This is a genomic window from Streptomyces sp. NPDC059850, assembly GCF_042731515.1.
Lineage (GTDB): Bacteria > Actinomycetota > Actinomycetes > Streptomycetales > Streptomycetaceae > Streptomyces.
The window spans coordinates 19792-43132 of sequence record NZ_JBHWJI010000042.1; the positions used below are offsets into that span (position 1 = coordinate 19792).

21 protein-coding genes are annotated in these 23341 nt (G+C 71.6%); 9 read left to right on the top strand and 12 right to left on the bottom strand.

Annotated elements, in window-relative coordinates; translation table 11 throughout:
* Positions 1-22: 22 nt before the first annotated feature.
* The 6 genes from mmsB to ACFV9T_RS29205 form a co-directional block, all read right to left on the bottom strand.
* Positions 23-1252 (bottom strand): multiple monosaccharide ABC transporter permease, encoded by a 1230-nt coding sequence (gene mmsB / locus ACFV9T_RS29180; protein ID WP_385445412.1) that lies wholly within the window; start codon positions 1250-1252, stop codon positions 23-25.
* Positions 1249-2811: a multiple monosaccharide ABC transporter ATP-binding protein gene (gene mmsA / locus ACFV9T_RS29185; RefSeq protein WP_385445413.1), complete on the bottom strand. Its 1563-nt coding sequence runs from the start codon at positions 2809-2811 to the stop codon at positions 1249-1251. The genes mmsB and mmsA overlap by 4 nt, the downstream gene beginning before the upstream one ends.
* A 14-nt stretch (positions 2812-2825) precedes the next feature.
* Complete coding sequence (chvE, locus tag ACFV9T_RS29190; RefSeq protein WP_385445414.1) at positions 2826-3935, bottom strand: multiple monosaccharide ABC transporter substrate-binding protein; 1110 nt, start codon at positions 3933-3935, stop codon at positions 2826-2828.
* Positions 3936-3967: 32 nt separating this feature from the next.
* Positions 3968-4984 carry a hypothetical protein gene (locus ACFV9T_RS29195; RefSeq protein WP_385445415.1) on the bottom strand — a complete coding sequence of 339 codons (1017 nt, stop codon included), beginning with the start codon at positions 4982-4984 and terminating at the stop codon, positions 3968-3970.
* A gap of 94 nt (positions 4985-5078) precedes the next feature.
* A complete protein-coding gene (locus ACFV9T_RS29200; protein ID WP_385445474.1) occupies positions 5079-6095 on the bottom strand; it encodes a zinc-binding dehydrogenase in 1017 nt (338 codons plus the stop codon).
* Positions 6096-6109: 14 nt separating this feature from the next.
* On the bottom strand, positions 6110-7273 hold the full coding sequence (locus tag ACFV9T_RS29205) for a mandelate racemase/muconate lactonizing enzyme family protein (RefSeq protein WP_385445416.1): 1164 nt from the start codon (positions 7271-7273) through the stop codon (positions 6110-6112).
* Between the two features lie 233 nt (positions 7274-7506).
* Between ACFV9T_RS29205 and ACFV9T_RS29210 the strand changes: the two genes are divergently transcribed.
* The 6 genes from ACFV9T_RS29210 (at position 7507) to ACFV9T_RS29235 (ending at position 13656) form a co-directional block, all read left to right on the top strand.
* Positions 7507-7827: a hypothetical protein gene (locus ACFV9T_RS29210; protein WP_385445417.1), complete on the top strand. Its 321-nt coding sequence runs from the start codon at positions 7507-7509 to the stop codon at positions 7825-7827.
* Between the two features lie 42 nt (positions 7828-7869).
* The gene (locus ACFV9T_RS29215; RefSeq protein ID WP_385445418.1) at positions 7870-8244 is read left to right on the top strand and encodes a hypothetical protein; all 375 of its coding nucleotides are present in this window, start codon (positions 7870-7872) and stop codon (positions 8242-8244) included.
* Positions 8245-8961, top strand: a complete 717-nt coding sequence (locus tag ACFV9T_RS29220) for a DUF5819 family protein (protein WP_385445419.1) — start codon at positions 8245-8247, stop codon at positions 8959-8961.
* Between the two features lies 1 nt (position 8962).
* Positions 8963-10153, top strand: a complete 1191-nt coding sequence (locus ACFV9T_RS29225; RefSeq protein ID WP_385445420.1) for an HTTM domain-containing protein — start codon at positions 8963-8965, stop codon at positions 10151-10153.
* Between the two features lie 116 nt (positions 10154-10269).
* Positions 10270-10806, top strand: coding sequence for a DUF6299 family protein (locus ACFV9T_RS29230; protein WP_385445421.1), 537 nt, complete (start codon positions 10270-10272; stop codon positions 10804-10806).
* 99 nt (positions 10807-10905) lie between these two features.
* Entirely contained in the window at positions 10906-13656 is a 2751-nt protein-coding gene (locus ACFV9T_RS29235; protein ID WP_385445422.1) for an ABC transporter substrate-binding protein, read from the top strand.
* A gap of 4 nt (positions 13657-13660) precedes the next feature.
* On the opposite strand, the gene ACFV9T_RS29240 is transcribed toward ACFV9T_RS29235, so the two are convergent.
* Complete coding sequence (locus tag ACFV9T_RS29240) at positions 13661-14284, bottom strand: TetR/AcrR family transcriptional regulator (protein ID WP_385445423.1); 624 nt, start codon at positions 14282-14284, stop codon at positions 13661-13663.
* Positions 14285-14384: 100 nt separating this feature from the next.
* Between ACFV9T_RS29240 and ACFV9T_RS29245 the strand changes: the two genes are divergently transcribed.
* Entirely contained in the window at positions 14385-16925 is a 2541-nt protein-coding gene (locus ACFV9T_RS29245) for a glycoside hydrolase family 3 protein (RefSeq protein WP_385445424.1), read from the top strand.
* A 6-nt stretch (positions 16926-16931) separates the two neighbouring features.
* Here the strand turns inward: ACFV9T_RS29245 and ACFV9T_RS29250 are convergent, their stop codons facing one another.
* Positions 16932-17822, bottom strand: a complete 891-nt coding sequence (locus ACFV9T_RS29250; protein WP_385445425.1) for an SGNH/GDSL hydrolase family protein — start codon at positions 17820-17822, stop codon at positions 16932-16934.
* A gap of 326 nt (positions 17823-18148) precedes the next feature.
* Between ACFV9T_RS29250 and ACFV9T_RS29255 the strand changes: the two genes are divergently transcribed.
* Both ACFV9T_RS29255 and ACFV9T_RS29260 read left to right on the top strand, forming a co-directional pair.
* Positions 18149-18643, top strand: coding sequence for a DUF3145 domain-containing protein (locus ACFV9T_RS29255; protein ID WP_385445426.1), 495 nt, complete (start codon positions 18149-18151; stop codon positions 18641-18643).
* 49 nt (positions 18644-18692) lie between these two features.
* Positions 18693-19598 (top strand): NAD(P)-dependent oxidoreductase, encoded by a 906-nt coding sequence (locus ACFV9T_RS29260; protein ID WP_385445427.1) that lies wholly within the window; start codon positions 18693-18695, stop codon positions 19596-19598.
* 70 nt (positions 19599-19668) lie between these two features.
* Here ACFV9T_RS29260 and fabF read toward each other — a convergent pair whose 3' ends face one another.
* The 4 genes from fabF to ACFV9T_RS29280 form a co-directional block, all read right to left on the bottom strand.
* Positions 19669-20934 (bottom strand): beta-ketoacyl-ACP synthase II, encoded by a 1266-nt coding sequence (gene fabF, locus ACFV9T_RS29265; protein WP_385445428.1) that lies wholly within the window; start codon positions 20932-20934, stop codon positions 19669-19671.
* A gap of 70 nt (positions 20935-21004) precedes the next feature.
* The gene (locus tag ACFV9T_RS29270) at positions 21005-21253 is read right to left on the bottom strand and encodes an acyl carrier protein (RefSeq protein ID WP_009718247.1); all 249 of its coding nucleotides are present in this window, start codon (positions 21251-21253) and stop codon (positions 21005-21007) included.
* A gap of 82 nt (positions 21254-21335) precedes the next feature.
* Positions 21336-22346 carry a ketoacyl-ACP synthase III gene (locus ACFV9T_RS29275; protein WP_385445429.1) on the bottom strand — a complete coding sequence of 337 codons (1011 nt, stop codon included), beginning with the start codon at positions 22344-22346 and terminating at the stop codon, positions 21336-21338.
* A gap of 21 nt (positions 22347-22367) precedes the next feature.
* Positions 22368-23324 carry an ACP S-malonyltransferase gene (locus ACFV9T_RS29280; RefSeq protein WP_385445475.1) on the bottom strand — a complete coding sequence of 319 codons (957 nt, stop codon included), beginning with the start codon at positions 23322-23324 and terminating at the stop codon, positions 22368-22370.
* Between the last annotated feature and the right edge of the window lie 17 nt (positions 23325-23341).

Here is a 23341-nt window from a genome sequence, read left to right on the forward strand (position 1 = left end):
CCACAAAAGGTAGTTGGAAGGACTACGAACCGACCCGGCGCTTGTTCCACACGTCGAAGCCGACCGCCGCCAGCAGCACCAGTCCCTTGATCACCTGCTGGTAGTCGGTGCCGATGCCCACCAGCGACATGCCGTTGTTGAGCACACCGAGCACCAGACCGCCGATGATGGCGCCCAGCACCGTACCGACACCGCCACTGGCGGACGCGCCGCCGATGAACGCCGCGGCGATGGCCTCCAGTTCGAAGTTGAGGCCCGCGCTGGGGGTGGCGGAGCCGAGCCGGGCGGCGAAGACCATTCCGGCGAGCGCGGACAGCAGGCCCATGTTGACGAAGACCAGGAAGGTGACGCGCTTGTCCCGGACACCCGAGAGCTTGGCCGCGGGCTGGTTGCCGCCGAGCGCGTACACATGGCGCCCGATGACGGTGTTGCGCATCACGAAGCTGAAGATCACGAAGAGCACGGCCAGGATCAGCAGTCCGTACGGCGCGCCGTGCCAGCTGGAGAGCGTCATGGTGAACGCCATCACGGCGGCCACGATCGCCGCGCACTTGGTGAAGAACAGCCCGAGCGGGACCACCTCCAGCTCGTACGCCGCCCGCTGCTGCCGCCCGCGCCACTCCTGCCAGACGACGGCCGCGCACACGATGAGACCGAGCACCATCGTCGGGTTGTGGTACTGCGTGTACGGGCCCATCTCCGGTATGAAGCCGGTGCTCAGCTTCTCGAAGCCGTCGGGGAACGGCGACAGGGACTGCCCGTCGAGCAGGATCTGGGTGCCGCCGCGGAAGGCCAGCATTCCGGCGAGGGTGACGATGAACGACGGAATCCCGATGTACGCGATCCAGAAGCCCTGCCAGGCCCCGGCCAGCGCGCCGATCAGCAGGCAGAGGACGGCCGCGTAGCCCCAGGGCATGTCGTGCTTGATCATCATCGCGCCGGCGGCCGCGCCGATGAAGGCGACGAGCGATCCGACCGACAGATCGATATGCCCCGCGATGATCACCATCATCATGCCGATGGCGAGGATGAGGATGTAGCCGTTCTGCTGCACCAGGCTGGTGACGTTGCCCGGACGCAGCAGGATGTTGTCCGACCAGATCTGGAAGATGACGATGATCAGGGCGAGCGCGACCAGCATCCCGTACTGCCGCATATTGGTCCGCATGCCCTGCAGCAGCAGCGTCCCGAGGCTCTTGGACCCCTCGGCCGGCGGTGGCGCCGGGCTCTCGGTCTTGGTGGCCGTGCTCATCCTTCGTCTCCTCTGTCCCTTGTCATATGGCGCATCAGAACTTCCTGGGTCGCCTCGGCCCGGGGAACCTCCCCGGTCAGCCGTCCGGCCGCCATGGTGTAGATCCGGTCGCACATCCCCAGCAGCTCGCCCAGCTCGGAGGAGATGAAGACGACGGCCTTGCCCTGCGCCGCCAGGTCGTTGATGACCGTGTAGATCTCGTACTTGGCCCCGACGTCGATCCCACGGGTGGGCTCGTCGAGGATGAGCACCTCGGGACCAGCGAAGATCCACTTGCTGAGGACGACCTTCTGCTGGTTGCCGCCGCTGAGCCGGCCGACCCGCTCGAAGACCGTCGGTGCCTTGATGTTCATCGTCTTGCGGAACCGCTCGGCGACCCGCGACTCCTCGTGCTCGTTGACCACGCCGCGGCGGGCCACCTTCGGGAGCGAGGAGAGCGACACGTTGCGGCTGATGGTGTCCCCGAGGTTGAGCCCGTACGTCTTGCGGTCCTCGGTGACGTACGCGATGCCATGGTCGATGGCCTCCGGCACGGTACGGGTGCGGACCTCCTGGCCGTCGCGGAGGACCCGGCCGCCCGCGTAGCGGCCGTACGTGCGCCCGAAGACGCTCATCGCCAGCTCCGTGCGGCCCGCGCCCATCAGCCCGGCGATGCCCACGATCTCGCCGCGCCGGACGTTCAGCGACACCCCGTCCACGACCTTGCGCTGCTGGTCGATGGGGTGGTGCACCGTCCAGTCCTCGATGGCCATGGCCACCTCGGCGGCGTCCTCGCCCTCGTACGGGGTGCGGTCGGGGAACCGGCTGTCGAGGTCGCGGCCGACCATGCCGCGGATGATGCGGTCCTCGGAGACCTCCGGCTCGGACTCCGGGGTCTCCCGGACCGACATGGTCTCGATGGACTGGCCGTCGCGCAGGATGGTGACGGAGTCGGCCACCTTGCGGATCTCGTTCAGCTTGTGCGAGATGATGATCGAGGAGATGCCCTGCGCCTTGAACTCCAGCAGGAGATCGAGGAGTTTGCCGCTGTCCTCGTCGTTGAGCGCCGCCGTCGGCTCGTCCAGGATGAGCAGCTTCACCTCCTTGGCGAGCGCCTTGGCGATCTCCACGAGCTGCTGCTTGCCCACGCCGATGTCGGTGACCCGGGTCTGCGGCGAATCCGTCAGCCCGACCCGCTTGAGCAGCGCGTTGGCGTGCTTGAGGGTTTCGTTCCAGCTGATCAGACCGCGGGTGGCGTGTTCATTGCCGAGGAAGATGTTCTCGGCGATGGACAGATACGGGATCAGTGCGAGTTCCTGATGGATGATGACGATGCCGCGCTGCTCGCTGGCGCGGATGTCCTTGAAGGAGCAGGCCTCGCCGTCGAAGAGGATCTCGCCGTCGTAGGACCCGTGCGGATGGACTCCGCTGACCACCTTCATCAGGGTGGACTTGCCCGCGCCGTTCTCCCCGCACAGGGCGTGGATCTCGCCCTCGCGCACGCGGAGATTGACGTCGGAGAGCGCCTTCACACCGGGGAAGGTCTTGGTGATGGAGCGCAATTCGAGAATGGTGCTCATAGCTCGGATCCGCCCTACTTCAGCTGTGACGCGGTGTAGTAGCCCTCGTCCACCAGCACCTGGGTGTTGGACTTGTCGATGCTGACCGGCTTGAGCAGATAGGTCGGCACGACCTTCTCGCCGTTGTCGTACGACGTGGTGTCGTTGATCGGGGCCTTGCCGCCGGTCAGCTCCGCCTTGGCGATCGCGACGGTGGCCTTCGCCAGCTTGCGCAGGTCCTTGTAGATGGTCTGCGTCTGCTGGCCCCGGGCGATGGACTTCACGGAGGCCAGCTCCGCGTCCTGCCCGGTCACCACCGGGAACGGCTTGGCCTTCGTCCCGTAGCTGGCGCTCTTGAGCGCCGAGAGGATGCCGATGGACATGCCGTCGTACGGCGAGAGCACGGCGTCGACATCGTTGCCGCTGTAGGCCGCGTTGAGCAGGTCCTCCATGCGGTCCTGCGCGGCGCTGCCGCTCCACTTATCGGTGTAGAGCTGGTTCAGCTTGGTCTGCTTGGAGCGGACGACCAGCTCGCCCTTGTCCATGTACGGCTTGAGCACGCTCATCGCGCCGTCGTAGAAGTACCGGGTGTTGTTGTCGTCCGACGACCCGGCGAACAGCTCGATGTTGAAGGGGCCCTTGCGGCCCTTGGCCAGCCCCAGCTTGTCGACGATGTACTGGCCCTGGAGCCTGCCGACCTTCTCGTTGTCGAAGGTCGCGTAGTAGTCGACGTCCTTCGTGCCCAGGAGCAGCCGGTCGTAGGAGATCACCGGGATGTTGGCCTGCTTGGCCTGCTTCAGGACGTCGTTGAGCGCCCCGCCGTTGATCGGAGCGATCACCAGCAGCCGGTGGCCCTTGGTGATCATGTTTTCGAGCTGGGCCACCTGGGTGCGGACGTCGTCCTCGCCGAACTGCAAGTCGGTCTTGTAGCCCGCCGCCTTGAACTGCTTGGCCACGTTGCGGCCGTCGGTGATCCACCGCTCGGAGGACTTGGTCGGCATCGCGATGCCGATCGTTCCTCCCTTTTCCTTGCTCTTGTACCGACTGCCACCGACCGCCTCCTGGCCACAGGCCGTGGCGGTCAGCGAGAGCGCGAGGAGACCGGCGCCTATCGCCGCGGCTCGTGCGCCTCTTACCGTACGCATGGTGATGGGGTCCTTCCCTGGGGCGTCATTGCTCAGGACTTCTGGGGGGCCGCGCCGGTATCGGCGTCGGACGCGTCGGTGACGGGGAAGCGCCGCAGCGGCCCCGGCAGCCGGGAGCCCAGCGGCGACAGCCCGCCGTCCGCGCCCAGCCGGGCGAGCAGATCGAGCACGAGCCGGCCGCGGCGCACCCGCTCGCGCGCGCTGTTCAGCGCCACGTCCCGCAGTTGCGCGCCGTAGGGGTAGATCCCCGGAGACTTGCTGAGCCCGAATTTCAGATAGATGGGGGCGCCGCGCCGGATCAACTCGGCCGCGTCATAGAGCCGTACGTACCCACCGAGGTCGTCCGGGGCCTCGATGTAGAAGTCCATCGGGGCGCGGGAGGACCGGCGGATCTCGGTGAGGTGTTCCAGCGTCAGATCCGAGGGGATGTTGATCGAGTCGGCGCCCAGCCGCTCGTACACCGCGAACGAGGCCGGGTTGACCGGGCCGACCAGCGCCGACAGCTTGAAGGTGGTGTCCGCGGGCAACTCACCGCGCTCGCGCAGCTGGTGCAGCAGCCACAGCACGCCCTCGTCGGCGACCAGCAGGCACTTCACCCCGAGCGAGGCGGCCCGCAGGGCGTCCTCCACGCATCCGGCGACCGCGTCGTGGCCTCGGGCCCGCAGCCCGCCGCCGCCGGAGTCGGAGCGGGTGGCGCCGCCGATGTCCCAGGTGCCGCGCGGCCCGGTGAACAGGCACAGCTCGGCATTGCGCTCCGCGCAGGACTCCACCATCTCGGTGATCTCGGCGTCGGTGAGCATCCAGACGCCGCTGCCCTGGCTGATCCGGTGGATCGGTACGTCGAGCCGCCCGGCCTCCTTGAACACGGTGGCCAGCGCCTCCGGGCCCTCGACGGACGGGACCTCGGTGCGCCAGGTGCCGCCGTCGGGGAAGGAGTGCGCGGAGGCGTCGGCGGGGTCGGGCTCGGGCGCCGCGTGGCCGAGCGCGGCGAGGGCGGTGTCGGCGGGACGGCGGGGGCCGGAGGGGCGGGCTGAGGCGGCGGTGGTCACGGTGCTCCTTGTATCGCCGTAAGGACTAGGTGAAGCCCTCGATTTGTGAGGACCGTCGGGTCCGGGGGCGCGGAGCCCCCGGACGGGGAAGGGGCTACGCGGGCCGCAGCAGGACCTTGCCCACCTTCGGATCACCGCTTCCCACCAGCTCGATGGCGGTGGCGAAGTCGCTGAGCGGCAGTTCGTGGGTCACCAGCGGCAGCAGCGTCAGCAGCCCCGCGTCGAAGACCCGCACCGCGTGTGCCCACGCGTCCGGCGCGGCCCCGAACACGGTCCGCACCTCGATCTGCCGGACGACCAGGTCGGTCGGGTCGAGCCCGTCCGCCGTGTCCGCCGCCGGGATCCCGGTGAGCACCAGCCGTCCGCCGCGCCGCAGCAGCGCGGCGGAGGTGCGGGCGGCGGGGGCGGACCCGGCGGTCTCGATAACGATGTCGAAACCGCCCCGGACGTCGTCGAGGCGGTCGTTCGTACGGAAGGACGTGGCACCGAACGACAGCGACAGCTGCTCCCGGTCCGGCCGGGTGCCGACCACCAGCAGCTCGGCGGGGGAGACGGCGGCCAGGAACTGCACGGCGATCATGCCGAGCGTCCCGGTGCCCACCACCGCGACCCGCTGCCCCGGCTGCGCGTTCGCCTTCAGCGCGGCGGCGGCGATGCACGCGGCGGGCTCCAGCAGCGCGGCCGCGGTCAGATCGGCGTCGTCGGACAGCGGGTGCAGCAGCCGCGCGGGCAGGGTCAGGGTGGTGGCCATCGCGCCGGGCTGGGTGAAGCCGGTCTCCTCGTACCCCGCCGTGCACAGCGTGGTCTCCCCGGCGTGACAGCGGTCGCACACCTGGCAGTTGCGGAACCCCTCGCCGACGACCTTGCGGCCGGTGAGCGCTTCGGGGACGCCCGTGCCGACCGCCTCGACCGTCCCGGACCACTCATGGCCGGGGGTGACGGGATACCGGACGTACCCTTCTGGCCGGTTGCCCTCGTAGACCTCGCGGTCGCTGCCGCAGATCCCGGACGCGTGGACCCGCACCCTGGCCTCGCCGGGCCCGGGCTCCGCGACGGTACGGGTGTCCAGCCGGTGGCTGCCGGGGCGTTCGAGGACGAGCGCCTCTTCCATGCGGCTCGCGGCGCTCATTCGCCACGTCCGCCGGTGGGATCCCGCTTCTCCCAGCCCTCGGCCCACAGGTCGAACCGGGCCTGCTGCTGCGGGAATTCGGCGGCCGCGTCGGTGTCCAGCTCGACGCCGAGGCCCGGCTCGTGCGACAGCTCGAAGTAGCCGTCCACCACCTGCGGCGCGCCCTTGACCACCTTCTTGATCTCCGCGTCGGCGAAGTCGTTGAAGTGCTCCAGGATCTTGAAGTTGGGGGTGCACCCGGCGACCTGGAGCGAGGCGGCGGTCAGCACCGAGCCGCCGACGTTGTGCGGCGCGATCAGCACGTAGTGGGTCTCGGCGGTCGCGGCCAGCTTGCGGGTCTCGCCGATGCCGCCGAGGTGGCCGACGTCCGGCTGGATGATGTCGACGGCCTGCGACTCGAACAGCTCCCGGAACTCGATCCGGTCGTGGATGCGCTCACCCGTCGCGATCGGCAGGTTCGTCTTCTCCGCGACCTTCGCCAGCGCCTTGAGGTTCTCCGGCGGCACCGGCTCCTCCAGCCACGACGGACGGAACCGCTCCAGCTCGCCCGCGATCCGTACGGCGGTCGACGGGCTGAACCGCCCGTGCATCTCGACCAGCAGCTCCGCGTTCGGCCCGATCGCGTCCCGCACCGCCTCGACCAGCGAGATCGAGTGCAGCGTCTCGGCGTGGTCCAGCTCGAAGTGGCCGGTGCCGAACGGGTCCAGCTTCAGCGCCTGGTAGCCGCGCTCGACCACGGTGGTGGCCGCCTTGTGGAACGCCTCGGGGGTGCGCTCGACCGTGTACCAGCCGTTCGCGTACGCCTTGACCTTGTCGGTCACCTTGCCGCCGAGCAGCTGCCAGACCGGCACCCCGAGCGCCTTGCCCTTGATGTCCCAGCAGGCCATCTCGACGCAGGCGATCCCCGACATCACGATCTCGCCCGCGCGGCCGTAGTCGCCGTACTTCATCCGGCGGACCAGGTCCTCCACCGCGAACGGGTCCGATCCGGCGATGTGGTTCTTCTCGGCCTCGTGGAGATAGCCGAGGAGCGCATCGGTGCGGCCGAGCATGCGGGTCTCGCCGACGCCGGTGATGCCCTCATCGGTGTGGACCTGCACATAGGTGAGATTGCGCCAGGGGGTGCCGACGACATGGGTGCTGATTCCGGTGATGCGCAAGGCTATGACCCTTCGCGATGTTCGATATTTCGTCACACGTTCGAAATCCTGGCGTGACGGTAATCACCGGGTGTCACGGGTGTCAATGGCCCTGCGTCGAATGGTTATCGACTCTGGACCTCCCCGCCTCGGGCCATTCGGTGGACGCGGACGTGTCGGTGCCGCGACCTGGTTCCGCCGCCCGGCAGGCTGCGCCGCTAACAGCGGAAGAATCATCGAGAGAGGCCGAACAGATGAAGAGCGTACTGCGAACGGTCGTTCTGGGCGCGTGTGTTGCCGCTGCCGTCGCCTTCGGCGGCATCCACGACGGCGGGACTGACGCGGAGGGCGGCGACGACCACGCGACCCGGGCTCAGCCGGGCCCGCCGCTGGCCGACCTGTACCGCGCCGGGTTCGGGGGCGGATCGAGGCAGAACAACGGCTGCGACTCCGCGTTCGCGGCGCTGGGCTCCGCCACCGGCGCCACCGGAGGCGGCGGCAGCGGCGGCGCGCCCGCGATGCCCTTCGACCGGGGCACCGGGTCGGGCCAGAAGTGCAGCAACTCCCGCGGCTGACGGCGACGGATTCATCGAGAAAGATCGAGAAAGGCCGAACAGATGAAGAGAGTACTGAGAACGGTCGTCCTGAGCGCGTGTGCTGCCGCGGCTGTCGCCTTCGGCGGCATCCACGACGACGGAGCGGACGGGGCCGACGGGGCCGGGCCCGCCACCCGGGCGCAGCAGGGGCCGGACCTGGGCGAGTTGTTCCGCGCCACCATCCGGGGCGGTTCGACCCAGAAGAACGACTGCGACGGCCTGTTCGGGGGCGAGGCGACGGGGGGCGCCAACGGCAGCAGCGGGGCGAGCAGCACCGGCGACCTCACCGCGCTGGGCGGCGGTGGTGGCGGGATGTCCCTCGCGGCGTTCAACAGCCCGGCCGCTCCGTCGTTCGTGCCCGGCGCCGCCCGGGGCTGCAGCAACATCCGCGGCTAGGTGAGCAGGAGGGCCCAGGAGATCGTGGAACAGCACACCAAGGAACGTGTCGGGCGGGTGTGCGTGCCCCGGGCGCCCATGCCGGAAGAGCGCGGCGAACCCGAGCGGACCTGGTCCCTCCCCTCCCTCGCCCTGCTGACGGCGACCGCCGCCGTGCTGCTCGGCGCGGCGCTCTGGCACCTGGCCATGGTGTTCCTGAGCATCGCGCCGCCAAGTCCGGTGCGGCACGCGTACGCACCCGTCATCGAGGCGCACGTCTACCCCGAATTCGCCCAGGACTGGAAGCTGTTCGCGCCCCAGCCGCTCCGGGCGAACGTCCGCGTCGACGCCCGGGTGCGGACCGTGGAGGGCTCCGGGGCGCGCCGTACGGGGCGGTGGACGAGCCTCACGGCCCGCGACATCGAGGGTGTACGGCACAGCCTGCTGCCGAGCCACGCGGACCAGAACCTGCTGCGCCGGGCCTGGGACTTCTACCGGGACACCCACGACCGGCGGGAGGCGCCGACCGCCGCGCGGGGCGCGCTGTCCGCCGAATACCTCAAGCGGATCGCCCTGAGCCGCCTCGCGCGCAGCGAGGGCATCGTCGCCGTGCAGCTGCGCAGCCGGGCCGTCCCCGTGACCCCTCCGCGCTGGAGCGCCCACGCGCCCGTACGGAACGCCCCCCACCGCACGCTGCCCTGGTGGCCGGTGACGCACGACGACCACAGGGGACTGTGACGTGAACCGACTGGCCCGGCCGATCACCTTCGCCGCCCGTACCCACGCCCCGTACCAGGCCGCTCTGCTCCGCATCGGGCTCGGCGCGATCGCCGCCGCCTTCCTGCTCCGGGAGTGGCCGCAGCGGCGGCTGCTGTACGGCGACCGGAGCCCCTGGTCGGCGGAGATGGCGGCGCAGGTCGTCGCGGAGGACCACCGGTTCAGCGCCCTGCTGTGGTCCGGCGGCCACTGGTGGTTCGAAGTCGTCTACCACGGCGCGATCGTGGCCGCCGTCCTGCTGATGCTGGGCTGGCGTACCCGGGGCACGTCCGTGGTGTTCCTGGTGGCCGTGGTCTCCCTCGACAGCCATAACCCCTATCTGGGTGACGCCGGGGACAACGCGCTGCGGGTGATGGCCGTGTACCTGGCGTTCACCCGCTGCGGGGCGGTCTGGTCGCTCGACGCCCACCGCCTCGCCCGGGCGCGGCGGCAGCGGCGACCGGCGTACGACCGGGCCGGGGTCGCGCTGTGGCAGGCGCTCGGGGTGGTGCTCCTGTGGGTGTCCGACGGCTTCCCGCACACGGCGTGGGCGGCGGTCCTGTGGGCGTTCTGGGCGGCGTATGGCCTCTGGTACGCGGCGCACCGGTGGCCCTGGGGGCACCGGGCGCGCGACCTGCTCGACGCGGCGACGGCGATGCTGCACAACTGCGCCATGCTGGTGATCGCCGTCCAGGTCTGCCTCATCTACGCGACGGCGGGCTGGTACAAGGTCCAGGGCAGCCTGTGGCAGGAGGGCAGCGGGCTGTACTACGCCCTGAACCTCGAATACTTCGCGCCCTGGCCCGCCCTCGGCGCGCTGCTCACCCACAGCATGCTCGCGGTCTATGCGCTGAGCTACGGGACGGTCATCACCCAGGTGGCGTTCCCCTTCCTGCTCGGCTACCGGCGGCTCAAGAACGTCCTGCTGGCGGTGATGATGCTGGAGCACCTGGCGATCGCCGTCGTCCTCGGCGTCCCCTTCCTGTCCGCCATGATGATCGTCTCGGACGCGGTCTTCCTGCCCACCTCCTTCCTGCTCCTGCTGGGCGCGCACTGCGCCCGCTGGACCGGGCGCCCGACTGGGGGCCCGACTGGGGGCCCGACCGGGGCGGCGGTCAACCCGGCGTCGCGGGAGCACCCGCCCAGCGGTATCGGACACGCCGCACGGGGGTGAGGTTCCCGCAGGCCGCGCGGTGGGCCCGATAGCTGTACGGGGACTTCGTCCCCCACAGGGATTTCCCCAGGGATCCCGTCACAGGGATTCCGCCCCGCTCACGGAGGTACGCCCTCATGCGCAACCGTCGCCGCCTTCTCGGTGCCGTCACCGGTCTGATCATCGCCGCGCCCGTCACCCCCGCCGCCCACGCGGCCCCGGCCCCCGCCCCCTCGCCCGCCCCGGCCCCCGCCGGGCCGTCCGCCGGGGCCGGGGTGCCCGGGATGCCGCAGATGGGGCGGCAGGCCCTGCCGCTGCCGTGGGGCAACAACGTCACCGTGAGCCGCGTCGGATACGTGAGCAGCACCGGCACCGTCGCCCTGACGGGGACGTACCGCTGTCTGCGGGACGGCGCGACCATCCCGCGAGCCGACCTCCTCGTCACGCTCATCCAGGGCCAGCTGCGGTTCGGGCTCGGGGGCGGCCCGGCGGTCTGCGACGGCCTGACCCACTCCTGGTCGGTGCAGGAGGCCCCGGGCGTGAACTTCGTACCGGGCCCGGCGTTCGTGGAGAGCAGCCTGCTGCGGTTCGAGGCGAGCCAGCAGCTCGTTCCGCTGCCGCGGACCGCGGCCGTGGGGGAGCGCGCGATCACGCTGGAGGCGCGCGAGATGTGAGACCCGCCCCCGCCGCCGCGCTTGAGCCCCTTCCGTACGGGGGATATCCCTTGTTTCCACCGCCTTTGTGAGGGCGGGTCGGAGAGGGGGACGGGGACGATGGCGACGGGGGATCCACAGGACCGCATCCCGGCGTATCCGGGTGTCGAGCGCTTCGTCGAGGCGTTCGACAAGCTGGTCATCCAGCAGCGGCGCAGCCGCAGCAGGGTGCCGGTGGTGCTGCTGACGGAGGAGGGCGCCGGGCGGGCCGGGCGGAGAATCGTGGGAGGGCTGCGGTCGCGGCTGCGCGGCCGCAGCCAGGTGCTGGCGCCCCACGCGTACCTCCCGGCGCTCCCGCCCGGCGCCGATCCGCCGCCGCTGGAGCTGTTCGAGCAGATCGCGCTGCAGCTCGCCGAGTCCATGCCGGTGGACACCGGGCAGCTGCGGCTGCCGGGCTTCCGGCTGCTGCACTCGGTGGTCACGGCCCCGGCCATCGACGGGCCCGTCGAATACCGCCACCGCGATCTGCGCAACCACTGCTACGACGAGCACCGCCGCTGGTCGCGCACGGCCAACACGCTGTGGCGGATCGGCGGCCGGGACCACGCGAGCGGCGGCTCGGTCGTGGAGCTGCTGTGGAACTTCGTGGCCGGGCCGCTGTGCCAGACCCTGCCGCGCTGGCTGTTCGGCGTCCGCTCCAGCCGCCGGATGCTCGGCCGGGGCCGCCACCGCCGCTGGTACGCGGAGTGGGCGCGGCTGCAGCGCGGCACCCCGCCCACCGACTTCTTCCGCTCCGCGCTCGACCACGTCCCCGGCGGCGAGGGCAGCGACCCGGAGCGGCTGGACCGGGTGCTGATGCACGCGCTGCTCGCGGACCTGGACGGGGCGGTGCGCCGCCGCCGCTTCAACCCGTGGCGGATGCGCCGCACCACCCGGTTCGTGCTGCTCTTCGAGGAGGCCGGGGCGCTGGACTCGCGGGTGCAGCGGTTCTTACGCGAACTGCGCTCCGCCGTCGAGGACTTGCGCTGTACGTCGGTGATCGCGATCGCGGCCGGGGCCCGCTCGCTGGCCTCCCGCATCCCGGACATCGAGGCGGCCGACCTGGCCCACGCGGGCGCCGAACTGGAGCTGGTCGAGCGGCAGGGCATGCGCGCGGGCCAGCCCACCGGGATCGTGGTGCCGGTGAGCGAGGGGCCGGAGGACGACGAGCGGGCGTCGTACTGGCTCGGCCGCCGTCCCACCCTGGTCGCGGCCGCCCGCCGCTGGGGCCCGCGCACCGAGATCGCGGGGGCGGCGCTGATCGCGCTGCTCACGCTGGGGATGGTGGCGGGCGGCCTCTACCGGCCGTTCTGGGGCGAGGGCGACGACAGCTGCACGGGCCAGACGTTCCTCGGCAAGGACGGCCAGTGCGTCGGGGTGACGACGGGCCAGCAGACGTTCGCCCAGGGCACCAACGAACGCCAGGTCAGCGAGGTGCTGGCGCAGATAGACCGGCAGAACGGCGCGGTCGACGCCGCGACGCGCCGCCGGGACGAGGCCGCGCCGCGCCACCGCACCGTGGTCTACATCGGCCCGTTCAGCGGCGGCGCGGGCGCGGATGACCCGGTGCGCGGCGGCACCCTGCCCGAGCTGCGCGGGATCGCGCTCGCCCAGGCCCATGTCAACGCCCTGGCGCTGACGTCGGACGACCGGGTTCCGGTGCGGGTGCTGGTGGCCAACGCGGGCCATCTCTTCGAGGACGCCCCGGCCGTCGCCGACTCCATCGTCCAGCTGGCCCGGCGCGACGCGTCGATCGTCGGCGCCGTCGGCCTCGGCCAGAGCCGCGGCTCCACGTACTCCGCGATACGGAAGCTGGACGCGGCCGGAATCCCCATGATCGGCACCTCCGGCACGGCCGACTCCCTGCTCTCCCAGGGCCCGCACTACTACCAGCTCGCGCCCGTCGACTCCCGCGCCGCCCAGGTCATGGCGGCCTTCGTACGGGAGGCGGCGATGGTGACCCGGCCCGGACGGGCCCCGGTGAAGGCGCGCCGGGTGATGATGGTCGCCGATCCGAAGGATCCGTACAGCTCCGGTCTCGCCCGTTCGTTCCGCGCCGAATACCGGTCGGGCCCGGTCGAGACGCTGCTGCTAGGGACGGGCGGGAGCGCCACCGGACCGGCCGGGCGGTCGTACGACACGATGGAGGACTTCGCGGAGCGGGTGTGCCGGGTGGCGGGCGGCGGAGAGCCCACGGGCGTCGTGTGGACGGCCCGTGGCAGCCAGTTCGTGACCTTCCTGTCCGAGTACAGCCGGATGGCCGACAGCTGCCCGACCGTCAGTGTGCTCGGCGGCGACGACGTCACCAACGCGCTGCTGCTGGGCCAGAATCCCTGGGCGATCTTCCAGGGGCTGAATCTGTACTACGTCTCGCACGGCGAGCCCTCCCGGGTCGGCGGCGAGAGCGCCCAGGCGTATCTGCGGGCGTACGACGCGCAGTACGGCCGCGAACGCGGCGTGCTGGCGAAGGCGATGCGGCTCGACGGGCACTCCCCGCTGGCCTGGGACGCGCTGTGCTATCTGTCCCAGGCCATCGACGAGGCCTGGGTGGGCAGCGGGAAGCGGGACGGGCGGCTGGACCGGGCGCTGGTGCAGGCCGTGCTCTACCAGGGCCTGGGCAGCGGCGGGTTCAACGGGGCGACCGGCCGGATCGACGCCCACGGGGTGGCCGGGGGCGGGCGGCTGACCGCCGACAAGCTGGTGGCCGTCCTGCACGGCGCGCCCGAGGGCGCGTCGCGGACCGCGCTGCTGTGCGGGGCGGTCACGGCGGCCGACATCCGCGAGAAGTGGGGGCCCGGGCAGCGGTACACCTGCCCGACGCCCGCCGACTGAGCGGCTATTCGGCGGCACCTTCCTCCCCCGGGGTCAGCAGCGAGACGAAAGCGCGGAAGAGGCCCGGCATGTCCACCGCGTCCGGGTCGTGCAGCCACTGGAACTGCAGCCCGTCCAGCACCGCGACCAGCAGCGGCGCGGCGCTCTCGGGGGTGAGCCCGCCGGGCAGCCGGTCGCCGAACTCGCCGCGCAGGGTGTCCGCCATGTCGGCGCGCACCCGCTCGTAGCGGTGGGTGAACCAGTCGCGCGCGGGGTGGTCCTCGGTGACGCTCTCGCCCAGCAGCGCGGAGAAGGTCTGCACGATGCCGGGGCGCATCGCGTTGTAGTCCACCAGGGAGGCGAGCAGGTCCAGCGGCCAGGTGCCGCCGCCGTCGCGCCGCGCGGCGCCGGTGTCCCACTGGTCGCGCTCCGCCAGCACGGCGATGAGCAGGGCGTCCTTGGTGGGGAAGTAGTGCAGCAGCCCCTGCTGGGTGAGCCCGGCGCGCTCGGCGACCGCGCCCAGGGTGGCGCCCCGGTAGCCGCGCTCGGCGATGACTTCGAGGGCGCGGCGGACGATCTCCGCGCGCCGCTCCTGCCCGCGCCGGGTCGGCGCGTCGTCGTCCAGCTTCTCGCCGTCCAGCTTGTCCATGGGAGTACCGTAAAGCAGATTCGATAACAAAATAATAACGGTACCTACCGGGCTACAGGGCCATGGGTCCACGATATGGGCGACCTGAGGAGGCCCAGTCGTGGCAGATGCGATCAGTACGGGCATGAGCGGCGTCGTCGAGAAGGCCCTCGGCGCGCTCGATCTGGACACCAAGGCCCGGCTGCTGGCCGGGCAGGACATGTGGTCGCTGCCCGCCGTCCCCGCCATCGGCCTGCGCTCGCTGGTGATGTCGGACGGTCCGATCGGCGTACGGGGCGTGCGCTGGACCGCCGACGACCCCTCCATCGCCCTGCCCAGCCCCACCGCACTCGCCGCCACCTGGGACCCGTCGCTGGCCCGCCGCGCGGGGCGGCTGCTGGCCCAGGAGGCGCGGCGCAAGGGGGTGCACGTACTGCTCGCCCCGACCGTGAATCTGCACCGCTCCCCGCTGGGCGGCCGCCACTTCGAGGCGTACAGCGAGGATCCGTATCTCACCGGCGCGATCGGCACCGGCTACGTCCTCGGCGTCCAGGACGGCGGAGTGGGCACCACCGTCAAGCACTTCGTGGCCAACGACGCGGAGACCGAGCGCTTCAGCGTCGACAACCAGGTGGGCGCGCGGGCGCTGCGCGAGCTGTATCTCGCGCCCTTCGAAGCCATCGTCAGGGACGCCCGCCCGTGGGGCGTCATGGCCGCCTACAACGGGGTCAACGGCGCCACGATGACCGAGCACCGCGCCCTGCAGCGGGGCGTGCTGCGCGGCGAGTGGGGGTTCGACGGCTTCATCGTCTCCGACTGGATGGCCGCCCGCGACACCGCCGGGGGCATGGCGGGCGGGCTCGACGTCGCCATGCCGGGACCGCAGACCGTCTACGGCGAGGCCCTGTCCGCCGCCGTCCGCGACGGTGAGGTGGCCGAGTCGGACGTCGACGACGCGGTGCGGCGGGTGCTGACCCTGGCCGCCCGGGTCGGCGCGCTGGACGGCGCGGAACCCGCCGTCGCCCCCGCCGACCGCCCCGGGCCGATCGACGGCGACGCGCTCGCCCGCGAGATCGCCCGGCGCTCCTTCGTACTGCTGCGCAACGAGCCTTCCGGGGAGAGCGGCGCGGCGGTGCTGCCGCTCACCCCGGGCGGCCCCTCCGGCATCCGGTCCCTGGCGCTCATCGGCGCCGCCGCGCGGGACGCCCGGGTGCTCGGCGGCGGCTCCGCGCTGGTCTTCCCCGACCACGTCGTCTCCCCGCTGGACGGGCTGCGCGCCGCGCTGCCCGCCGACGTCCCGCTCGGCTACGCCGTGGGCGCCGACCCCACCGACGAACTCGCCCCCGCCGGGCAGGGCTTCGCGCTGCGCGCCGTCGTCCGGGCCGCCGACGGGCGGGTGCTGGGCGAGTCCCGGCTGCCCAGCGGCCAGGTGCAGTGGCTCGGCGACTTCCCCGAGGGGGTGACGTACGAGGAGCTGCACACCGTCGAGGTCACCGGCACCTTCACCCCGCGCGAGAGCGGGACGCACTCCTTCGGCACCCGGGGCCTCGGCGGCTTCCGGCTGGTCGTCGGCGACGCGGTGCTCTTCGAGGGGCACCAGGCCATGGGGGAGGAGGACGACCCGTTCGAGGCGTTCTTCGGCGCGCCCGTGCCGCGTGGCCAGGCCGAGCTGACCGAGGGCGTCCCGGTCGAGGTCAGCCTCACCAGCACGGTCGTCAGGTCGGACGAGGCGAACTGGCAGGCCGTCTGCTTCAGCCTGGTGCACCGCGCCCCGGAGCGCGATCCCGAGGAACTGATCGAGGAGGCCGTCGCCGAGGCCGCCGCAGCCGACACCGCCGTGGTCGTGGTCGCCACCACGGAGAGCGTCGAGAGCGAGGGCTTCGACCGCAAGGACCTGCGGCTGCCGGGCCGCCAGGACGAGCTGGTGCGCCGCGTCGCCGCCACCGGCACCCCGACCGTCGTGGTCGTCAACACGGGCTCCCCCGTGGAGATGCCGTGGCGTGAGGAGGTCGCCGCGGTCCTCCTCGGCTGGTTCCCGGGCCAGGAGGCGGGCGCCGCCCTCGCGGACGTCCTCCTCGGCGCCGAGGAGCCGGGCGGCCGCCTCCCGACGACCTGGCCGGAGCGGCTGGCGGACGCGCCGGTGCGCCAGGTGGCGCCCAGCGGTGGCCAACTCTCCTACGACGAGGGCGTCTTCATCGGCTACCGGGCGTGGGAGCGGCAGGAGGGGGCCGCTCCGGCGTACTGGTTCGGACACGGGCTCGGGTACACCGACTGGGCGTACGAGGCGGTGGACTTCACCCCCGCGGGCGACCCCGGGGCCTTCCCGGGCACCCGCACGGGCGACTCGGCGGACGCGCTGGGCACCATCACGGTCCGTATCCGGAACGTGGGCTCCCGGCCGGGCCGGGAAGTCGTCCAGCTCTATCTGGCCCCGCCGCCCGGCGACCCTGAGGAGCGGCCCATTCGCTGCCTCGCGGGCTTCGCGGCCGCGGTGGCCGGTCCGGGGGAGGCGGTGGAGGTGACGATCCCGGTGCGGCGCCGCGCGGCGGAGATCTGGGACGAGGCGGCGGACGCCTGGCGCCTGGTCCCGGGCCCGTACGTGGCGGAGGCGGGCCGCAGCGTGGCCGACCTCCGCCTCACGGCACCGGTGATGGTGAGCTGAGGGACGTCAGGGGCTGGTGATGCGGCGGTAGGCCATCGCGGCCAGCCGCTGCTGACCCGCCTTGCTGGGGTGGAACCAGTCCCACTTGCTCAACTCGCGCTCCGTGAAGCGGTACTTGTGCACCGCGCCGTCGTACCGGCACAGCGGGTCCTTCCCGCACACGTCCTTCAGTGCCTGGTTGTAGTCGTCCACCCGCTCGTCCACCTGCTGGCGCCGCTCCGTCGAGGCCGCGTCCATCGCGTCGGAGTCCTTCAGCATCGACGGGCAGATGCCCAGCTTCCAGATCTGCCGCCCCAGCACGTTCTTCCGCCCCTCCGACCACAGCCGCTTCAGATCGGGCACGCTCGCGACGTACACCTGCGTCTTCGGCACCTCGCGGCGCAGCCGGGTGAGGGCCGAGGCGAAAGTGGAGCGGAACTCGTCGGTGGGGGTCATGGCGGTGACCGAGTTCCGGCAGGCGTCGTTGGCGCCGATCATCAGGGTCACCAGCTGCGGCTTGCGCGCGACGGCCGCCTCGATCTGGCCGGGCAGATCGGCCATGACCGCGCCGGTCTTGGCGTAGTTCCAGCTGCGCGCGCCCGAGCGCAGCCGCTGGGCGAGGCTGTTCACATCGGTGCCGGTGGACCAGGAGACCTGGGGGCAGTCGGAGAGCACCGAGCAGGCGTCGAAGCCCCGGGTGACGGAGTCGCCCAGGGAGGCGATGGAGCTGGGGCGGGTGTTCCACACCGGGCCCTCGGCGCGGCTCTTGCCGCCCTTGCTCGGCCCGTTCCGGGAGGGGTCGTCGGAGCTGCCGAAACACCCCGCCGTGCTCAGGACGGCGGCCGTCGTGAGCAGGACGACACCGGTACGCGTCGACACGGTGATCCGCTGCTTCAAGCGTGGTGTGCTGGCCCGCATGGCTGTTCCCCCTCCGACTGTTGGGTGATATCTATCCGGGACCGACGGTACGTCACTCCTGTGGCCGGTCCGCGCGGTACGTTTTTCTTGTGGCAGTTGAGCGCCACTCCAGCGCAAGGAAGCGCGTTGCGATACCGTCACATTACGCTGCGTCACATCCTGTCCCTTTTCTAAAGAATTCTGCCCGATAAATTTCACCGCAGGTAACCTCGGGACTGGTGCGAGGGTGATCATTGGGGCAGAATGACGTGTGCTGTCCCGGGCGTGACCGGTACGGGCACGAGGCCGCTGGGGAAGGCGTACCTCGAACCGCACAGGAGGCCCCGGTGACGACACGTGGAGTTCTGTATGTGCACTCCGCTCCGCGCGCGCTGTGCCCGCACGTCGAATGGGCCATCGCGGGCGTACTCGGTGTGCGTGTCACCCTCGACTGGATCAAACAGCCCGCCGCCAACGGCGCCTGGCGCGCCGAATTCTCCTGGCAGGGCGAGGTCGGCACCGCCTCCAAGCTGGCCTCCGCGCTGCGCGGCTGGCATCTGCTGCGCTTCGAGGTGACCGCCGAGCCCTGCGCCACCGCCGAGGGCGAGCGCTACAGCTCCACCCCCGAACTGGGCATCTTCCACGCCGTCACCGGAATGCACGGCGACATCCTGATCCCCGAGGACCGGCTGCGCGCCGCGCTGGCCCGCTCCGCCCGGGGCGAGGGCGATCTGCACGCGGAGATCGCCAAGTTGCTCGGCAAGCCGTGGGACGACGAGCTGGAGCCGTTCCGCTACGCGGGTGAGGGCGCCCCGGTCCGCTGGCTGCACCAAGTCGTCTGACCCCTTCGGCGTTGGCTTGAAACGCACTGTCCTCCTAGCGTGGCGAGACATGACCGAACAACTCCCCGCAGCGACCTCCGTCGCGGTCCTCGGCACCGGAATCATGGGCTCCGGGATGGCCCGCAACCTCGCCCGCGCCGGGCTCGACGTCCGCGCGTGGAACCGCACCCGCGCCAAGGCCGACCCCCTCACCACCGACGGCGTCCACGTCACCGACACCCCGGCGCAGGCCGTGGACGGCGCCGACGCCGTCCTGACGATCCTGCACGACGGCCCGGCCGCCCTGGAGACGATGCGCCAGGCCGCCCCGGCGCTGCGCCCCGGCACGGTGTGGGCCCAGGCCACCACCGCGGGCCTCGACGGGCTCGACACGCTCGCCGCGTTCGCCCGCGAGCGGGACCTCGTCCTCCTCGACTCACCCGTCCTGGGCACCAAGCAGCCCGCCGAGAACGGCCAGCTCCTCGTCCTCGCCGCCGGACCGCCCGCCGCCCGCACCGCCGTGGCGCCGGTCTTCGACGCGATCGGCAGCCGTACGGTCTGGGTCGGCGAGGCCGGGGAGGAGGGCGCGGCCACCCGGCTCAAGCTCGTCATCAACAGCTGGATCCTCGCCATCACCCACGGCACCGCCGAAGCGCTCGCCCTCGCCGAGGGGCTCGGCGTGGAGCCGCAGAGCTTCTTCGACGCCATCGCGGGCGGACCGCTGGACAACGGCTATCTGCACGCCAAGGCGGGCCAGTTGCTCGGCGGGGACCTCGAACCCAGCTTCGCGGCCAGGACCGCCGAGAAGGACGCCCGGCTGATCGTCGAGGCGGGACAGCGGTCCGGGGTGCGGCTGGACGTGGCGGCCGCGGGCGCGGAGCGGTTCCGGCGCGCCGTCGAGCAGGGCCATGGCGACGAGGACATGATCGCCTCGTACTTCGCCAGCTTTCAGGACGGCGGCCTTACGGAGAACTGACACACAGGCTGACACACGAAAGGCGCGCTTCCGGCCGGAGCCGGGAGCGCGCCCTTCACACCGTGTGGGCTCAGACCGTACGGAAGGCCAGCACCACGTTGTGGCCACCGAAGCCGAACGAGTCGTTCAGCGCCACGATCGGGCCCGCGCCCGGCAGCGGCCGAGGCTCGCCGCGCACGATGTCCGCGTCCGCCTCCGGGTCCAGCTCGTCGATGTTGATCGTCGGCGGGGCGATCCGGTGGTACAGCGCGAGCACGCTGGCCACCGTCTCCACACCGCCGGTGCCGCCCAGCAGATGACCCGTCATGGACTTGGTGGCGGAGACCGCCATGTGGTCCACGTCGTCGCCGAAGACCTTGCGCAGCGCCTTGATCTCGGCCACGTCGCCCTGCGGCGTCGAGGTCGCGTGCGCGTTGATGTGCGCGACCTCGGCGGGCTTCAGGTCGGTGTTCTCCAGCAGGTTCTGCAGCGCGTGCGCGATGCCGTTGCCGGACGGCTCCGGCTGGGTGATGTGGTGGGAGTCGGCCGAGATGCCCTGGCCGACGGCCTCCGCGTACACCCGGGCGCCGCGCGCGGCGGCGTGCTCCGCCGACTCCAGGACGATGACGCCCGAGCCCTCGCCCATCACGAAGCCGTTGCGGTTGACGTCGAAGGGGCGCGAGGCACCCTGCGGGTCGTCGTTGTTCTTCGACATCGCCATCATGTTGCCGAAGGCGACGATGGGCAGCGGGTGGATGGACGCCTCGGTGCCGCCCGCGACGACCACATCGGCGCGGCCGCTGCGGATCATCTCGATGGCGTAGCCGATGGCCTCCGCGCCGGAGGCGCACGCGCTGACCGGGGTGTGGACACCGGCCCGGGCGCCGACCTCCAGGCCGACGTTGGCCGCCGGACCGTTGGGCATCAGCATCGGCACGGTGTGCGGGGAGACCTTGCGGACCCCCTTCTCGCGCAGCACGTCGTACTGGTCGAGCAGGGTCGTCACGCCGCCGATACCGGAGGCCACGACCGCGCCCAGCCGGTCCGGGTCGACCGACGGGTCCTCGCCGGCCTTGCCGGTGAAGCCCGCGTCGGCCCACGCCTCACGCGCGGCGATCAGCGCGAACTGCGCCGACCGGTCGAGCTTGCGGGCCTGCGGCCGCGGCAGGACGGTGGCCGGGTCCACCGCGATGCTCGCGGCGATCCGGACCGGCAGCTCGGCTGCCCAGTCCTGCTCCAGGTGGCTGATGCCGGAACGACCGGCGATCAGTGCTTCCCAGGTCGATGAGGCGTCGCCACCCAGCGGCGTCGTGGCACCAACACCGGTGACGACCACGGTGCGATTGGTCGAGTTCACAGGAATTCTTCACTCCTACGTAGGAGGTGCTGGACCTCTGCCACCGCTCGGGTGGCGACAGGCGATCGGCTCAGCCCTGGTGCTTCAGGATGTAGTCGACGGCGTCGCCGACGGTCTTCAGGTTCTTGACGTCGTCGTCCGGGATCTTCACGTCGAAGCGCTCTTCGGCGGCGACGACGACCTCGACCATGGACAGCGAGTCGACGTCCAGGTCGTCGGTGAAGGACTTGTCCAGCGCGACGTCCTCGGCCGGGATACCGGCGATCTCGTTGACGATCTCGGCGAGACCTTCGAGGATCTGCTCCTGCGTGGCGGCCATTGCGGCGCTCCTTCTTCGGTGTGTTGCGGTGGGTGAGCAGCGCCCGACTCGTCCGGGGCTGCGTGGTTCTGGGCTAGAGAGCCTATGGGAGGGTAACGACCGTCGCTGCGTAGACGAGACCCGCCCCGAAGCCGATGACGAGCGCGGTGTCGCCGCTCTTCGCCTGCCCCGTCGCCAACAGCCGCTCCATGGCGAGCGGAATGGAGGCGGCGGAGGTGTTGCCGGTGGTCTCCACGTCACGGGCGACCGTGACGTGCTCCGGCAGCTTGAGGGTTTTGATCATCGAGTCGATGATCCGCATGTTGGCCTGGTGGGGGATGAACGCGTCCAGCTCGTCCGCGCTGACACCCGCCTCGTCCAGGGCCTGCTGGGCGACCTTCGCCATCTCGAACACCGCCCAGCGGAAGACCGCCTGGCCCTCCTGGCGCAGCGCCGGGAAGCGCACCTCGTCGGTGGGGCGGTCGCGGTAGACGTCCCAGGGCAGCGTCTGGGCGATGGTGTCGGACTTGTCACCCTCCGAGCCCCAGACGGTCGGGCCGATCGCGGGCTCCTTGGACGGGCCGACGACCACGGCGCCCGCGCCGTCGCCGAACAGGAAGGCCGTCGCCCGGTCCTCCAGGTCGGTCAGGTCCGAGAGCCGCTCGACGCCGATGACCAGCACGTACTCCGCCGTGCCATCGGTGACCATGCCCTTGGCGACGGTGAGCCCGTAGCCGAAGCCCGCGCAGCCCGCGGAGATGTCGAACGCGGCGGGGTTGCCGGTGCCCAGCAGATGGGCGATCTCGGTGGCGACCGCCGGGGTCTGCTTGAAGTGCGAGACGGTCGAGACGACCACGCCGCCGATCTGCTCGGGCGTCAGCCCGGCGTCGGCGATGGCCTTCCCGCCCGCCTCGACGGACATCTGGGCGACCGACTCGTCCGGACCGGCCCAGTGGCGGGTCGCGATGCCGGAGCGGGTACGGATCCACTCGTCCGAGGAGTCGATGTGCTTGAGGATCTCCTCGTTCGGCACCACCCGGGTGGGGCGGTAGCCGCCGACGCCGAGAATGCGCGCGTACGGGGCGCCCTTGCTGGGCTTGATCTTCGCGGTCATGCTCTCGGAACTCCTATTCGGCTATACGGCCGGGGTGTCGGCGGGTACGGCGTGCTCGGCGATCAGCGCGCGTGCCGCCTCGAGATCGTCCGGAGTCTTGAGCGCCAGCGTCGCCACGCCCGGCAGGGCCCGCTTGGCGATGCCGGTGAGCGTCCCGCCCGGAGCGACCTCGATCATCGCGGTGACGCCCAGCTTCTGGAACGTCTCCATGCACAGGTCCCAGCGGACCGGGTTGGACACCTGGGCGACCATGCGCTGGATCACCTCGGTGCCGGACGCCACGACCGCACCGTCCCGGTTGGAGACGTACGCGGTCCCCGGGTCGGCGATCGGCACGCCCGCGACCAGGTTCTCCAGCGTGGCCACCGCCGGGGCCATGTGGTCGGTGTGGAACGCGCCGGCCACCTTCAGGGGTACGACGCGGCGCACGCCCTCCGGCTTGTCCTCGGCCAGCGCCGCCAGCTGCTCGGCGGTGCCCGCGGCGACGATCTGTCCGGCCCCGTTGACGTTGGCCGGGGTCAGCCCGAGCTTGTCGAGGTGCGCGACGACGGTCTCCTGCTCACCACCCAGTATGGCGGCCATGCCGGTCTCGGCGCGGCCCGCGGCCTCGGCCATGGCCAGGCCACGGCGGCGCACCAGGACCATGGCGGCCTCGTCGGTCAGCACACCGGTGGCCGCGGCGGCGGTGATCTCGCCCACGCTGTGGCCCGCGGCGGCGCCGACCACGTCCTGGACGCGGTGCGGGCCGTCGGCGAACAGCGCCTGGGCGGAGACGAGTCCGGCGGCCACCAGCAGCGGCTGGGCCACCGAGGTGTCGCGGATCGCCTCCTCATCGGCCTCGGTCCCGTAGTGGACCAGATCCAGGCCGGAGACGGCCGACCACCAGCCCAGACGTTCGGTGACGCCGGGGAGGTCGAGCCAGGGGGTCAGGAAGCCGGGCTTTTGGGCGCCCTGGCCGGGAGCGACGAGTACGAGCACTCTCACACTCTCTCTTG

Coding starts and splice junctions, on each gene's coding strand:
- ACFV9T_RS29200 (WP_385445474.1), bottom strand. CDS start 6,095: ATGGAAGAGGCGCTCGTCCTCGAACGCCCCGGCAGCCACCGGCTGGAC.
- ACFV9T_RS29210 (WP_385445417.1), top strand. CDS start 7,507: ATGAAGAGCGTACTGCGAACGGTCGTTCTGGGCGCGTGTGTTGCCGCT.
- ACFV9T_RS29240 (WP_385445423.1), bottom strand. CDS start 14,284: ATGGACAAGCTGGACGGCGAGAAGCTGGACGACGACGCGCCGACCCGG.
- chvE (WP_385445414.1), bottom strand. CDS start 3,935: ATGCGTACGGTAAGAGGCGCACGAGCCGCGGCGATAGGCGCCGGTCTC.
- ACFV9T_RS29230 (WP_385445421.1), top strand. CDS start 10,270: ATGCGCAACCGTCGCCGCCTTCTCGGTGCCGTCACCGGTCTGATCATC.
- ACFV9T_RS29275 (WP_385445429.1), bottom strand. CDS start 22,346: ATGACCGCGAAGATCAAGCCCAGCAAGGGCGCCCCGTACGCGCGCATT.
- ACFV9T_RS29250 (WP_385445425.1), bottom strand. CDS start 17,822: ATGCGGGCCAGCACACCACGCTTGAAGCAGCGGATCACCGTGTCGACG.
- mmsB (WP_385445412.1), bottom strand. CDS start 1,252: ATGAGCACGGCCACCAAGACCGAGAGCCCGGCGCCACCGCCGGCCGAG.
- ACFV9T_RS29260 (WP_385445427.1), top strand. CDS start 18,693: ATGACCGAACAACTCCCCGCAGCGACCTCCGTCGCGGTCCTCGGCACC.
- ACFV9T_RS29235 (WP_385445422.1), top strand. CDS start 10,906: ATGGCGACGGGGGATCCACAGGACCGCATCCCGGCGTATCCGGGTGTC.
- mmsA (WP_385445413.1), bottom strand. CDS start 2,811: ATGAGCACCATTCTCGAATTGCGCTCCATCACCAAGACCTTCCCCGGT.
- ACFV9T_RS29270 (WP_009718247.1), bottom strand. CDS start 21,253: ATGGCCGCCACGCAGGAGCAGATCCTCGAAGGTCTCGCCGAGATCGTC.
- ACFV9T_RS29215 (WP_385445418.1), top strand. CDS start 7,870: ATGAAGAGAGTACTGAGAACGGTCGTCCTGAGCGCGTGTGCTGCCGCG.